A 12,566-nucleotide genomic window follows, 5' to 3' on the forward strand; every position below is an offset into this window, starting at 1 on the left:
CATGGTCACTTCTGTGAAGCATAGAGCGCACGCGAAAGATCTTCGATCAAATCGTCCGGATCTTCCAGGCCGACGGAAAGCCGGACAGTGCCTTCGGTGATCCCGGCGGCGCGTAACGCCGTTTCATCCATGCGGTAGTGCGTGGTCGTCGCCGGATGGATGACCAGCGACTTGGCATCGCCGACGTTGGCGAGATGCGAAAATACTTTGAGCGATTCGATGAAGCGGCGTCCCGCCGCGCGGCCGCCCTTCAGGCTGAAGCTGAATACCGCACCGCAGCCGCGCGGCAGGATCTTTTTCGCCAACTCGTGGTCCGGATGCGAATCCAGTTCGGGATAGGCCACCGACTCGATGGCTTCGTGTCCCGCCAGGAATCCGATGATCCTGCGGGTGTTGTCGACATGCTTTTGCATGCGCAGGCCCAGGGTTTCCAGTCCCTGCAGGATCTGGAAGGCATTCATCGGGCTCATGCAGGCGCCGAAGTCGCGGAGGCCTTCGCGGCGGGCTCGCAGAAGGAAGCCAGCAGTGGTGGATTCCTCGCTGAACACCATGCCATGGAAGCCTTCGTAAGCTTCGGTCAGCGTCGGAAAGTTTCCCGACTTCTCCCAGTCGAACTTGCCGCCGTCCACCACCACACCGCCGATGGCTACGCCGTGGCCGCCGAGGAACTTGGTTGCCGAGTGGAAGATCAGGTCGGCACCGAGGTCGAAGGGCCGCATCAGCCAGGGCGTCGTGAAGGTCGAATCGACCAGCAGCGGCAGACCGGCCTCGTGTGCAACTTCCGAGACCCTCGGTATATCCAGCACGTCGAGCCCCGGATTGCCGAGCGTCTCGCCGAACAACAGCCGGGTATTCGGACGGATCGCCTTGCGGAAGGCATCGACGTCGCGCGGATTCACGAATGTGGTTTCGATGCCGAAGCGCGGCAGGGTGTACTGCAGCAGATTGTGCGAACCGCCGTAGAGCGAGCGCGATGCGACGATGTGCGACCCCGCGCCCATCAGCGTGGCAATCGCAAGATGCATCGCGGCCTGGCCGCTGGCAGTGGCGATCGCACCGACGCCGCCTTCGAGCGCCGATATCCGTTCCTCGAGCACCGCGTTGGTCGGATTCGAGATGCGCGTGTAGACGTGGCCCGCACGCTCCATGTTGAACAGGGATGCCGCCTGATCGGTGTCCTTGAAGACATACGACGTCGTGAAGTACACCGGTTGCGCTCGTGCCCCGAACTGCGGATCGGGCTGCTGTCCGGCGTGCAGGCTCAGCGTGTCGAACTGGTAAGTCTTCGGTCCCGGCATTGGATTTCCCGTCAGTCAGTCTAATGATGAACCACGGAGGACACGGAGAGCACGGAGGAGAAACCGAGTGGAATGAAGTCAAGCACCGCGGTTGCAGAGAGTATTGTCGGAAGGCTGGTTGGGGCCAATTTCCCTTTCCTCAACCTTGGTCGCACCCCCGGCCCGTTCTTCTTGTTTTTACTCCGTGTTCTCCGTGGTTCAAGGTCTAAGTATTCAATAAAAAGCGCCGCGGGCGGTGACCGGCCAAACGCATTCGACCTTGTCAGCTCGCACGCCGACGATCCAGTCGTAGAGGTTCACGGTCGGGTCGCAATGACCCGGAATGAGCCTGATCTTGTCGCCGACCTTGAGTCGCGACCCTTGCGGCAGTTTCAGCACACCATGCTCGTCGGAGGCTTTCAGGAATTCCACGCCGGGCAGGTCGGCGACGAGCGGCATGCCGGAATCCACCGACAATGCTTTCAGTCCGACATCCACCACGGCGCGCTCGGCGGTCGCATGGCTCATGACCGTGGTCCAGACGTAAAGGCTCTGTTCGAAATTTTGGACCGGTCTGCCATCGTCGCCGAGATTGCGGTTGTAGTCGGCATCCATGAAGATATAGGAACCGGGCTGGATCTCGTTGTAGACGCCGCTGGCGGCCTCCAGCAGATAAGTTCCGGTTCCGGCGCCGGTGATGATTTCCGGCTTGAGACCGTGGACCTGCAGCGCGTCGATGGTAGTGCGCACGTGCTGAATAGCCTTGGCGATCGCCGCTTTGCGCTCGGCCGGGGTGCGTGCATGTTGTGCCGCTCCCTGGTAGGCGTGCAGGCCGGCGAAGCGGAGATGCTTCGCCGCGGCGATGTGATGCGCGAGATTGACGGCCGGTTGGCCGGGTTCGACGCCGCATCGGTTGGCGCCGACGTTGACCTCGATGAGAACATCGATCTTCACGCCGGCCGCTCGCGCGGCCGAATCGATATCGGCGATGTTCTGGACGTCGTCGACGCAGACGCTGACGCGCGCGCGCCTGGCCAGCACCGCCAGGCGGGCAAGCTTGGGCGCGCCGATCACCTCGTTGCTGACCAGCACGTTCATCACGCCGCCTTCCACCATGGCCTCGGCTTCGGATACTTTCTGGCAGCAGACGCCAATGGCGCCGCGCGCCATCTGCCGCAACGCGATTTCCGGACATTTATGGGACTTGGCGTGTGGCCGGACGCGTATTCGGGTTTCGGCAAGCGACTTGTCCAGCCGATCGAGGTTGCGTTCGAACGCATCGAGGTCGAGCAGGAGCGCGGGCGTATCCACCTCGGCGAGGGGTATGCCCTGGCGGGCGGGAGGAGCCAGGCGGGTATTCATAAGTTTATTGAATTAATTCCGGGCCGGCGGCGAATCAGGTTTCGAACATGAAACGAAAAAAGCTAACGCCGAGGCGCCAGGTCGCCTCGCCTAGCGTCCCGTCTCGCAATCGGTGCGCATGACGGTGCCGGCGCTCTCGACGCTCCAGTTGCGGCCGTAGGAGCCAAACACCAGATCGACGATGGTCGTCAGATTCTTCTTTTCGACCGGATCGTTGTAAGCGCGCTTCTCCAGAGCCGCGAGCGCCTGATCCCGCGACTGGCCTTCCTTGCGCCAACCCATCGCTTCCGAGGCGAATGCGCCGATGTCGGCGCAGGTCATCGTGCCCAGTGGATAAGGAGCAGCCAGCGCTGCGGTGGAACAGACGAACAAGCCAAGCAGGAGCAATCTCGACATGACGGGAATCCTAGCGGAAGTGGTGGCGGAGTAGAATCTGACGGCGGCGGAAGACCCGCGCATTTTAGGCGTTTGAACAGAGGAATGCCATGTCGTGTCAGGGGTTGCCTGGAGCAGACCGTACGCGGTGCGTGATGGTGGCGATCGCCTTGCTGCTCGCGTACGGATGCGCTTCTGCCGCCCGGCAGAGCGACGACGAAACACGCAAACTTGCCTTGGTTCAGTTGCAGAACAAGGACGCCGACGTCCGCCTGGCGGCGTGTGCGGTGCTGGCGGAAGTCGGTAAACAGGAGGATTTGCCGTTGCTCCAGTCCCATTTGTTCGACGAAGACGATCGCGTCCGCGGCATCGCCGAGACGGCGATCTGGGCCATCTGGAGCCGTTCCGGCGACGCGGCCACGGATCGGCTATTCAACCGCGGTGTGGAGCAAATGCGGGATGGTCGCCTGAGGGGCGCGGTGGATACGTTCAACCGGGTGATCGCCATGCGGCCCGCATTCACTGAGGCCTGGAACAAGCGGGCCACTGTTTATTTCCTGCTCGGGGAGGAGGACCTCTCGCTGAAGGATTGCGACGAAGTCCTCAAGAGAAACCCGCAGCATTTCGGGGTGCTGGCGGGCTACGGGCAAATCTACCTGCGCAAGGGCGATTTGCAGCGCGCCCTGGACTATTTCGAGCAGGCCATTGCCATCAATCCCAATATGGGAGGCGTGCGGGCTTCGATCGACGCGGTTCGCGAGATCATGATCAGGCGCGGCCGCCGCTTCATCTGATGCAGGAGCGCGATGCTTTTTTTGCCGCGCGTGCTTTTTTCGTCAGGTCCGAATGGATGGCTGTGCACGGGCGGCAAGAAATCATGAAGACGGAAACATGGATGTAGAGGATTTGCCCGAAGCAACGCCGGATGCCGACGCATGGAGGGAATGGCTGGAGAACCTGACCACCGGCCTGCGCCTGGCTTTTTTCCGCCGCCCCGCTTCCTTCCCATTTCATGTCAGCGCCAACCACTTCATCGCGATAGCGGCGACCGGCCTCGCCGTGAATTTCGCGTGCTCCTTTGCCCTCGCGGGGCTTGACGGGTTTCTCGATCTGCACGCGTTACCGTCGGTGTTGTTCTGGGTGCCATTGACCCTCCTTTCCGGATACCTGAGCTGGCAGGTGATGAAGGACGACCGGTATGCGCTGCTCATCCCGATCGCGGTGGGTTCCATCGGCATTCCGCTCTCTATTGCGTCGAGCGTGATCGCGTACGCCGCGGACCATCGCGGGGTCAAACCGCCGACTGCGTTCGGCTGGTTCGGACTTGATGAGCTCATTTTTGCCTGGTGGGCATTGGCGACATTGCTGGCGATTAGACGACTGACCGTTTCTGCTTCTGCGCCGGACAGGACGAATTTGCCCGCCGCGATCGTTGCGATAATCGTGCTGGTGCCGGTTTACTTCCTGCCCTCGGAGCCGTTGTGGGAGGCAGCGTTCGATTCGGCCGAGTATACAGAGCCCGGCCTGCGTCAGCGCGCTTTCAGCGAAAGCGCGCTCTATGCGCAGCACGAACTCCTGAGGGCGGCCATAAAGGACATAAAACCCGAGCGCGCGGGCGTCGAAGATCTCTACTTCGTCGGCTTCGCACCCTACGCCTCGCAGGACGTGTTCATGAAAGAAACCCTGGCAATCGGGAAACTGCTGGAAGAGCGGTTCGACGTCGGTGGGCGCGCCATCAGCCTCATCAGCCATCCCACCCTGATCGATAAATTCCCGATCGCCACCTTGACCAGCCTGCGCGAGGCGCTGCGGGCAGTGGGGGAGCGGATCAATCCGGACGAGGACGTGGTCCTGCTTCACCTGACTTCCCACGGTTCGGAGACCCATGAACTCAGCGTCGAGTTCTATCCGTTGGCGCTGGCGGCAATTCGTCCCGCCGATGTGCGCTCGGCGCTGGACGCCGCCGGAATCAAGTGGCGCATCGTAGTCGTATCGGCATGCTATTCCGGCGGATTCATCGACGCGCTGAAGGATGCCCACACCATGGTGATCACGGCTTCGGACGACAAGCATACGTCTTTCGGCTGCGGCGATGCGTTCGACTTCACCTACTTTTCGAAGGCGTATTTCGACGAAGCCTTGCGCAAGACCTACTCCTTCGAAAATGCCTTTACCATGGCAAGAGAGTCCATCAGCCTGCGCGAACGGAAGGAGGGGCTGGAGCCTTCCAATCCGCAGATGTTCCTGGGTGAGGCCATGCAGGCCAAGTTGTCGAGGCTGGAAAAAAGATGGTCGGCGGGGACCGCAAATGCAAAATAACAAGCTCGTCGCGCTCGTCGTTCGGGTATTGCTCGGACTCGCGTGCGTTTCCTCTCCGGCCGCGGCCGTCGACTGGACACCCATCAACCGCGAGCAGGCGCTCGAACAGACGCGCAGCACCCAGCTCGACAAGCGCCGCCTTGCCTATGGACGTCTGGCGGAAATCGGAACCATGGATGATGTCCCGGTGTTACTGGCGGCATTGTGGGACGAAGAGGAATTGATTCGCGGCATGGCGGAGCAGTCCGTCTGGGGAATCTGGATGCGCACCGATGATTCGGTGGCGGACCCACTGTTCCAGACCGGCATGCTATTGATCGCGCAGGACGACCCGAAGGCCGCCATCGAAAAGCTCAACCAGGTCATCGAACTGAAACCGGATTTCGCCGAAGCCTGGAATCGCCGCGGCAATGCCTACGCGGCTCTTGGCGATGAAGACCGCGCGCTGGCCGACTATGATCGCACGATCGCCCTGAATCCCTATCAGTTCGGAACGCTGGAAAGCTGCGGCGAGATCTGGATGACGCGCAGCAACTATCGAAAGGCCGCGGACTACTTCCGCCGCGCGCTCGACCTCAATCCGAACCTGCCGGAAGCGGCCGAGGCGCTGCATTCTCTGGAAGAGAAGCTGGAGAACGATCGCATCTGAAAGATGCGGTGATTAGTGACTGGTAATTGGTGATTGGTAAAACCGAAAGTCGTCCTTGGCCCTGCTTTTTACCAGTCACCAGTCACTGCTTCTTCTTTCCCGGCAGCTTGATGCCGGACATCGCCTGATACACCTTCACCACGGCGATGTCGTCCTCATAGCCCAGGCCGGCGCCGGCGGCGCCGAGAAACTGCTGATGCGCAGCGGCGGTGAGTGGCAGCGGGAAGGTCATCTTTTTCGCCGAGTCGAGCACTATGCCGAGGTCCTTGACGAAAATATTCACCGCGGACAGCGGCGTGTAGTCGCCGTCGAGAATGTGCGGTACGCGGTTCTGGAACATCCAGGAAGAGCCGGCGCTGTTGGAAATCACTTCGTAAACGACCTTCGGATCGGCGCCGACGCGAATGGCGAGCGCGATTGCTTCCGCGGCGGCGGCTATGTGCACGCCGGCGAGGAGTTGGTTGATCATTTTCACCTTCGAACCGGTGCCGGCCTCGTCGCCCAGTTCGTACACCTTGGCCGCGATGGCTTTCAGTACCGCGTCGGCTTTCTTGAAGGCAGCTTGGGAGCCGGAGCCCATGATGGACAACTCACCCTTGGCGGCGCGGGTGGCGCCGCCGGAAACCGGGGCGTCGATCAGCAGGAGGCCTTTTGCGTCGAGACGTTTACCCAGATCGATGGCAAATTCAGGCGCGACCGTACTGCTCGCGATGACTACGGAGCCCTTGGCCAGCGTGGAAGCGGCCCCATCCCTGCCGAACAGGACCTCGCTGGTCTGATCGGCATTGACGACCAGGATGACGACGACCGGAACATTGCGGCCGACCTCCGCCGGGCTTTTCGCCGCGACGCCACCTTCTTTCGCGAACGCTTTCGACACTTCGGGCCGGACGTCGTAGGCGTGCACTTCGAAACCTTTCTTCAGCAGCGTGCGTGCCACGCTCAGACCCATCGAGCCCAGTCCGATCACGCCTGCCGTCTGCTTCTTGCTTGCCGCCATTTCCTCGCTCCCTGTTTTCGTTGAACGCGCTCTTTGCGTCGGCGCGGGTTCTTTGCATCGCATTCGGCGGACCGCTACACTGCCCGAATTCCCCGTCCAGACGATGAAGATCAGATCGATCATGATTCTGTGTACCGCCTGTGTGCTGCTCCTCTCCACCTGTCGCAGCAACTCTCATTATAATCCGGCAAAATCGCATCACACCGAGGACGGATTTCGCAACAACTATCCGCAGCCTCCGCGGCAGAGCTTCTGGAAGTGGCAGTGGGAACGCTGGACCAGGGGGGTTCCGGACGACCCGAAGGAAGGCTACGGCTTTCCGCTGTTGAAGCCGGATGCCGCTTTCCTCGCCGCCAATCGCGGTGACCCCACGCTCACCTGGATCGGGCACGCCTCGTTTCTGCTGCAGATCGGCGGTGTCAACGTGCTGACCGATCCGCATCTCACGCCACGCGCGTCGCCGCTATCCTTTGCCGGACCGAAGCGTCACGTTGCGCCCGCGTTCGATTTCGACACGCTGCCGCACGCCGACGTGGTGGTGATTTCCCACAACCACTACGACCACCTCGACCGGGAGACGGTTAAACGTCTGAACCGGCAGAAGGGCGGTCCGCCGATGTTCTTCGTGCCGCTGGGGCTGAAGGACTGGTTCACGGTCCAGGGCATCGACAACGTTTCCGAGCTCGATTGGTGGGAGAGTGCGAATCACACGGGGCTCAAGCTCACGCTGGCCCCCGTGCAGCACTGGAGCTCGCGCACGCCGTGGGATCGCGACAAAACGCTGTGGGGGTCCTGGGTCGTCGAACATCCGCGCCTGCGTTTCTTCTTCGGCGGCGACTTCGGTTACTCGCCGGACCTCGCCGATATCGGCAAACGCTTCGGCACCATCGACCTTGCGGCGCTGCCGATCGGCGCCTATGAACCGCGCTGGTTCATGCGCGTGATGCACGCCAATCCGGAAGAAGCCGTGCGCGCCCGGCAAGACCTCCATGCGCGCTACGCCGTGGCGATGCACTGGGGCACCTTTCGCCTGACCGACGAGTTGCTCGACGAACCCCCGCGCAAGCTCGCCGACGCACTGGCAAAGGCCGGCGTGGCGCCGGAGCGCTTCTTTGTGATGAAGCACGGTGAGACGCGAAAACTCGATTTCCTGATGTCCGCTTCCGCCGATGAGGCCGCGCAACCTGAACGAGCCGCTCGCTGAGGCGGCCACCGAAGAGTTGGTCGGCCGGATCCGGCATTGGGCGGCCGAGCTCGGCTTTCAGCAGATGGGCATCGCCGATTGCGATCTCGGCGAGGCCGAAACGCGTCTGATGGAATGGCTGTCGCGCGGCTGGCAGGGCGACATGGACTATCTGTCCGCGCACGGTACGCGGCGCACGCGACCGGCGGAGTTGGTGCCGGGTACGCTGCGGGTCATCACCGTGAGGATGAATTATTTCCCGGTCGAGGCGGCCGACAGTTGGGACGTTCTGAGCGATGGCAGCCGCGCGTACGTGGCGCGCTACGCGGTTGGCCGTGACTATCACAAGGTGTTGCGCGGACGGCTGCAGAAACTGTGCGACCGCATCGAGGAAGAGGTTAAGCGCGCGGACACGTTACCGACGGAGTCGGCCGGACTCGGCTCTCCGGCGGGCGCAGCTTGGGGCGGAGTCGAGTCATGGGTGGGCGTGGAGGGTACTCATGTGCCGAGTCTTGCTCGTGTTCCCGCAAACGGGCGTACCGCTAACGAGTCACGCTCGCGCGGGCAGCGCGCTGGCGCCTCGCCGTTGCCAGCGCATCAATTTCAGAATCCGGTTGCGGCGAGGCGGTTCCGCTATCGGGTGTTCACCGACAGCGCGCCGGTCATGGAAGTGGAACTTGCGACCAAGTCCGGACTGGGTTGGCGCGGCAAACACACGCTGGTGCTGAATCGCGAGGCCGGCTCCTGGTTCTTCCTCGGCGAAATCTATACGGACCTGCCGTTGCCGGTGGACTCGCCGCAATCCGACCATTGCGGCACCTGCAGCCGTTGCATCGACATCTGCCCGACGCAGGCGATCGTCGCGCCTTACCAGCTCGATGCGCGCCGCTGCATTTCTTACCTGACCATCGAACACAAGGGCGACATTCCCGAGGAACTGCGGCCCCTGATGGGCAATCGCATCTACGGTTGCGACGACTGTCAACTGGTCTGCCCATGGAATCGTTTCGCGGGAAAGGCCGAAGTGCCCGACTTCGATGTGCGCAACGGGTTAGACGCCGCCGGTCTGGTCGAACTGTTCGGGTGGAGCGAGCGGGAGTTCGACACCCGGCTGGAGGGCAGCCCGATCCGCCGGATCGGCTACGAGCGCTGGCTGCGCAACATTGCGGTCGGTCTCGGCAATTCTCCGACTTCCGAGAGCGTCATCGCGGCGCTCGGCGCAAGGCGCGACCATCCATCCGTCATGGTCCGCAATCACGTCGGCTGGGCGTTGAAGAGGCACACCAACCCATCCCCCTCTCCCTAGCCCTCTGCTCCGCTTCAAGTGTTCCCTTGTCCCGCGGAGGGGGAGAGGGAATATTTGGAACGCAATGGCGGGTGACGACAATGTCACTCGTTTTTGTTCTAGATCTCCCGACAAAACGGTTTGAGCGAAGAACGTGCTTGAAGTGCTGTTGCTTCTCAGGTCCCCTCTCCCCTTGCGGGAGAGGGTCAGGGAGAGGGGGAAAGGGTGCGGGGTTGAGATTGCCGTCAACATCGTCTATAACGTGCCCCTCGCGCGGTAACCGCTGCGCGATCTGACTAGGAGCAAGAGAAAAAGTGGCCGGCCATAAAAAATACGCGTCCTTCAAGGGGCGAATGCTCATCGTGGGTTTCGGGTCGGTGGGCCAGGGTTCGTTGCCCCTGATCCTGCGTCATATCGACATCAAGCCCGAGCAGATCACCATCATCACCGCGAATGCATTCGGCCGCGAAATCGCGGGAACGCTTGGCGTCAAATTCATTGTCGAGCCGATCAAGAGCGATACCTACGTCGCGCAGTACGACAAATACCTCGGCGAAGGCGACTTCCTGGTCAACGCGTCCTACGATGTAAACAGCCTGGACACCATCGAGTACTGCCAGAAGCGCGACATCCTCTACATCGACGCCTGCATCGAACCGTGGCCCGGCGGCCACAACAACACGGATGTTCCCGCCGCACGGCGCACCAACTACGCCTATCGTGAAGCCGCGCTGGAAATGCGCAGCAAGTATCCCAAAGGTCCGGTTTGCGTGCTGATGCACGGCGCCAACCCCGGGCTGGTCTCGCATCTCACCAAACAGGCGCTGCTCAACGTCGCCAAGGATACGGGGGTGAGAAAGGCCGAGCCGAAAACCCGTAAGGAATGGGCGGAACTCGCGCAGCGCCTCGACATCAAGGTCATCCATATCGCGGAGCGCGACAGCCAGTTGAGTCCGCGCCGCAAAGCGCGCGACGAGTTCGTCAACACCTGGTCGAGCGAAGCTTTTGCCGGCGAGTCGCTGCAGCCGGCGGAACTGGGCTGGGGCACGCATGAAAAAAACTGGCCGGCCGACGGGCGTACTTTCGATTTCGGTTGCGGAGCAGCGATCTACCTGGAGCGCACCGGGGCATCGACGCGGGTCCGTACCTGGACGCCGCTGGAAGGCCCGATGCTGGGTTTCCTGATTTCGCATGGCGAGGCAACCTCGATTCCCGATTACTTCACGGTGCAGAAAAAGGGCAAGGCGGTGTATCGGCCTACCTGCCATTACTCCTACCACCCCTGCGACGACGCCGTGCTGTCGATGCACGAATATATCGGCAACAACTACAAGTTTCCGCCGCGCTACCGGTTGCTGCGCGACGAAATCTCGGAAGGCATGGACGAACTCGGCGTGCTGTTGATGGGACACAAGAAGGGCGCCTACTGGTACGGCTCGCAGCTCACCATCGAGGAGGCGCGCCGGCTTTGCCCCTACAACAATGCAACCAGCCTGCAGGTCAATATCGGCTATGTTTCGGCTGTCATCTGGGCAATCAGGAATCCGGAGGCGGGCATCGTCGAGCCTGACGAACTGCCGTACAAAACTATGCTCGAGATCTGCAAACCGTATCTAGGCAGGGTCGTGGGCGTTTATACGGATTGGACGCCGCTCGAAGAGCGCGGCGTTCTCTATCCCGAGGACGTCGATGGTAGCGACCCGTGGCAGTTCAAGAACTTCAGGGTGGTATAGCGCCTCACCCCCCGCCCTCTGCTCCGCTTCAAGTGTTCCCTTGTCCCCCGAAGGCGGAGAGGGGGCGCTGCGCGGGCCTACTGCGGTCTTGACCTTCCAGTTCCCTCTCCGCCCTCTGGGGGAGAGGGCTAGGGTGAGGTGGGTGGGTGCACTTCCAATTCTATTCGTCGTCTTCGGCTACTCATTTCGTTTTGCGCCGGTCTGTGCTTTCTCGCCGTGCTGCGTCGTTTGCGTCTCATCGGGTTTCTTGTAGTCACCGATGACGCTTTTCAGCGGGCAGGCTGTAAACGCAGGGCATTTCTTGCAGCCAACTACTATTGCGATGGGGCATAGCGTCATCCGGCTTCTCCTTTATTCTGCGTTTGGGCGGGACGAATAATAGGCGTGGAGTACCAGTGGTCTGACTCAAACTTGATCGAGAAAGAGTTCAGTTCATGCGCGTGGGACCCAATTCGATGCGTTATTACGCCGTGGTTCAGCGGCGGGCCGAGCGCGCAGCGCGAGGACCGTCCGCTGGAACCACTTGTTGGGCACCAGCGGGTTGAAACGACGGGAAGCCGGCATACCAATCTGAAAAACGCTCGGTGCCATGCCCACCTTTGAGCAAGACGCGAGGCTTGAGCCAACTTGTGATGTTTTTCTTAGGCTTCTGGTGCCAACTGATATTGAATGAGCACATGCCTTCGCCATCGAAGAATTCGAGCTCACTGTATGGAAGATGGTCATGAATCCAGTAGGCCAGGGAGCGCCAATCAGCGCCCGCAGCATACTTGTCCATGAACCACGGAACGACAACGCAAGCCGTTGCTCCAATCATTTTGTCTTTGTCTGGTTTGTCCCAGATGTGACCGGCGTAGTTATCTTCGTTCTTTGCGCAGTTGCGTCCTTTTTCGTTCCCAAGCGCATTGACGGCGCATGAGCGGAACGCGGACCTAACCGCGATTCGACCGAAGGTCGCATTAAGGGGCTCCAGCAATTCTTCGCATAAATGCTCTCCAACCTCGATCGCTGTGGCCGGATCATCAGGCAGATTGGGAATGCCATAGAAGTTTGAGATTTCGCTGTATAGAAAATCTCGCACGAAGAAGTGACGCGACAAACGAATGCGGCCAAACTTCTCCAAGGATTCGTAGGACGCTACTTTGCGCATAGGTTTCTCTCTGGTGCCCAACGCCAAAGCTCAGCGGACGGCAATGGCTTTTCATGGCCGTTCCGCTGGAGCGCCTTGTTGGGCAGCAACTCGGTACGGTCCAGACACATCGGTAACAGAATAGTCCGGGGACATAGGTAACAGTTTATCCATACTGCGGGCACCGAAGGGAGGTGCCCATGCCTTGGAGCGAAACGACCCCTATGGACCAGAAGACGCAGTTCATTGCCGAT

The 12,566-nt window shown here is 61.0% G+C and carries 10 protein-coding genes and 1 pseudogene; 6 read left to right on the forward strand and 5 right to left on the reverse strand.

The window, feature by feature from the left end:
- Positions 1 to 5 precede the first annotated feature (5 nt).
- From HY067_09745 to HY067_09755, 3 genes are all read right to left on the reverse strand, one after another.
- Positions 6 to 1,298 (reverse strand): O-acetylhomoserine aminocarboxypropyltransferase, encoded by a 1,293-nt coding sequence (locus HY067_09745; GenBank protein ID MBI3528241.1) that lies wholly within the window; start codon positions 1,296 to 1,298, stop codon positions 6 to 8.
- Positions 1,299 to 1,511: 213 nt separating this feature from the next.
- A complete protein-coding gene (locus HY067_09750) occupies positions 1,512 to 2,639 on the reverse strand; it encodes a DSD1 family PLP-dependent enzyme (GenBank protein ID MBI3528242.1) in 1,128 nt (375 codons plus the stop codon).
- 90 nt (positions 2,640 to 2,729) lie between these two features.
- Positions 2,730 to 3,035, reverse strand: coding sequence for a hypothetical protein (locus HY067_09755; GenBank protein MBI3528243.1), 306 nt, complete (start codon positions 3,033 to 3,035; stop codon positions 2,730 to 2,732).
- A gap of 134 nt (positions 3,036 to 3,169) precedes the next feature.
- Here HY067_09755 and HY067_09760 point away from each other — a divergent pair, with 134 nt between their 5' ends.
- The 3 genes from HY067_09760 (at position 3,170) to HY067_09770 (ending at position 5,982) form a co-directional block, all read left to right on the forward strand.
- Positions 3,170 to 3,808, forward strand: a complete 639-nt coding sequence (locus tag HY067_09760) for a tetratricopeptide repeat protein (GenBank protein ID MBI3528244.1) — start codon at positions 3,170 to 3,172, stop codon at positions 3,806 to 3,808.
- A gap of 97 nt (positions 3,809 to 3,905) precedes the next feature.
- Positions 3,906 to 5,333, forward strand: a complete 1,428-nt coding sequence (locus tag HY067_09765; GenBank protein ID MBI3528245.1) for a hypothetical protein — start codon at positions 3,906 to 3,908, stop codon at positions 5,331 to 5,333.
- The gene (locus HY067_09770) at positions 5,323 to 5,982 is read left to right on the forward strand and encodes a tetratricopeptide repeat protein (protein MBI3528246.1); all 660 of its coding nucleotides are present in this window, start codon (positions 5,323 to 5,325) and stop codon (positions 5,980 to 5,982) included. The genes HY067_09765 and HY067_09770 overlap by 11 nt, the downstream gene beginning before the upstream one ends.
- Positions 5,983 to 6,064: 82 nt before the next feature.
- Here HY067_09770 and HY067_09775 read toward each other — a convergent pair whose 3' ends face one another.
- A complete protein-coding gene (locus HY067_09775) occupies positions 6,065 to 7,045 on the reverse strand; it encodes an NAD-binding protein (GenBank protein ID MBI3528247.1) in 981 nt (326 codons plus the stop codon).
- Between the two features lie 40 nt (positions 7,046 to 7,085).
- Between HY067_09775 and HY067_09780 the strand changes: the two genes are divergently transcribed.
- The 3 genes from HY067_09780 (at position 7,086) to HY067_09790 (ending at position 11,183) form a co-directional block, all read left to right on the forward strand.
- The gene (locus HY067_09780; protein ID MBI3528248.1) at positions 7,086 to 8,186 is read left to right on the forward strand and encodes an MBL fold metallo-hydrolase; all 1,101 of its coding nucleotides are present in this window, start codon (positions 7,086 to 7,088) and stop codon (positions 8,184 to 8,186) included.
- On the forward strand, positions 8,152 to 9,471 hold the full coding sequence (queG, locus tag HY067_09785; GenBank protein MBI3528249.1) for a tRNA epoxyqueuosine(34) reductase QueG: 1,320 nt from the start codon (positions 8,152 to 8,154) through the stop codon (positions 9,469 to 9,471). The genes HY067_09780 and queG overlap by 35 nt, the downstream gene beginning before the upstream one ends.
- 332 nt (positions 9,472 to 9,803) lie before the next feature.
- Entirely contained in the window at positions 9,804 to 11,183 is a 1,380-nt protein-coding gene (locus HY067_09790) for a homospermidine synthase (GenBank protein MBI3528250.1), read from the forward strand.
- Between the two features lie 550 nt (positions 11,184 to 11,733).
- Here the strand turns inward: HY067_09790 and HY067_09795 are convergent.
- Positions 11,734 to 12,333, reverse strand: a pseudogene (locus HY067_09795) (hypothetical protein).
- Between the last annotated feature and the right edge of the window lie 233 nt (positions 12,334 to 12,566).

This window comes from Betaproteobacteria bacterium (genome assembly GCA_016194905.1).
Classification (GTDB): domain Bacteria; phylum Pseudomonadota; class Gammaproteobacteria; order Burkholderiales; family JACQAP01; genus JACQAP01.

Bases quoted from the DNA above. Each gene is read 5' to 3' on its own strand.
- HY067_09755 (MBI3528243.1), bottom strand. From the start codon at position 3,035: ATGTCGAGATTGCTCCTGCTTGGCTTGTTCGTCTGTTCCACCGCAGCG.
- queG (MBI3528249.1), top strand. From the start codon at position 8,152: ATGAGGCCGCGCAACCTGAACGAGCCGCTCGCTGAGGCGGCCACCGAA.
- HY067_09775 (MBI3528247.1), bottom strand. From the start codon at position 7,045: ATGCGATGCAAAGAACCCGCGCCGACGCAAAGAGCGCGTTCAACGAAA.
- HY067_09770 (MBI3528246.1), top strand. From the start codon at position 5,323: ATGCAAAATAACAAGCTCGTCGCGCTCGTCGTTCGGGTATTGCTCGGA.
- HY067_09765 (MBI3528245.1), top strand. From the start codon at position 3,906: ATGGATGTAGAGGATTTGCCCGAAGCAACGCCGGATGCCGACGCATGG.
- HY067_09760 (MBI3528244.1), top strand. From the start codon at position 3,170: ATGGTGGCGATCGCCTTGCTGCTCGCGTACGGATGCGCTTCTGCCGCC.
- HY067_09750 (MBI3528242.1), bottom strand. From the start codon at position 2,639: ATGAATACCCGCCTGGCTCCTCCCGCCCGCCAGGGCATACCCCTCGCC.
- HY067_09780 (MBI3528248.1), top strand. From the start codon at position 7,086: ATGAAGATCAGATCGATCATGATTCTGTGTACCGCCTGTGTGCTGCTC.
- HY067_09745 (MBI3528241.1), bottom strand. From the start codon at position 1,298: ATGCCGGGACCGAAGACTTACCAGTTCGACACGCTGAGCCTGCACGCC.
- HY067_09790 (MBI3528250.1), top strand. From the start codon at position 9,804: ATGCTCATCGTGGGTTTCGGGTCGGTGGGCCAGGGTTCGTTGCCCCTG.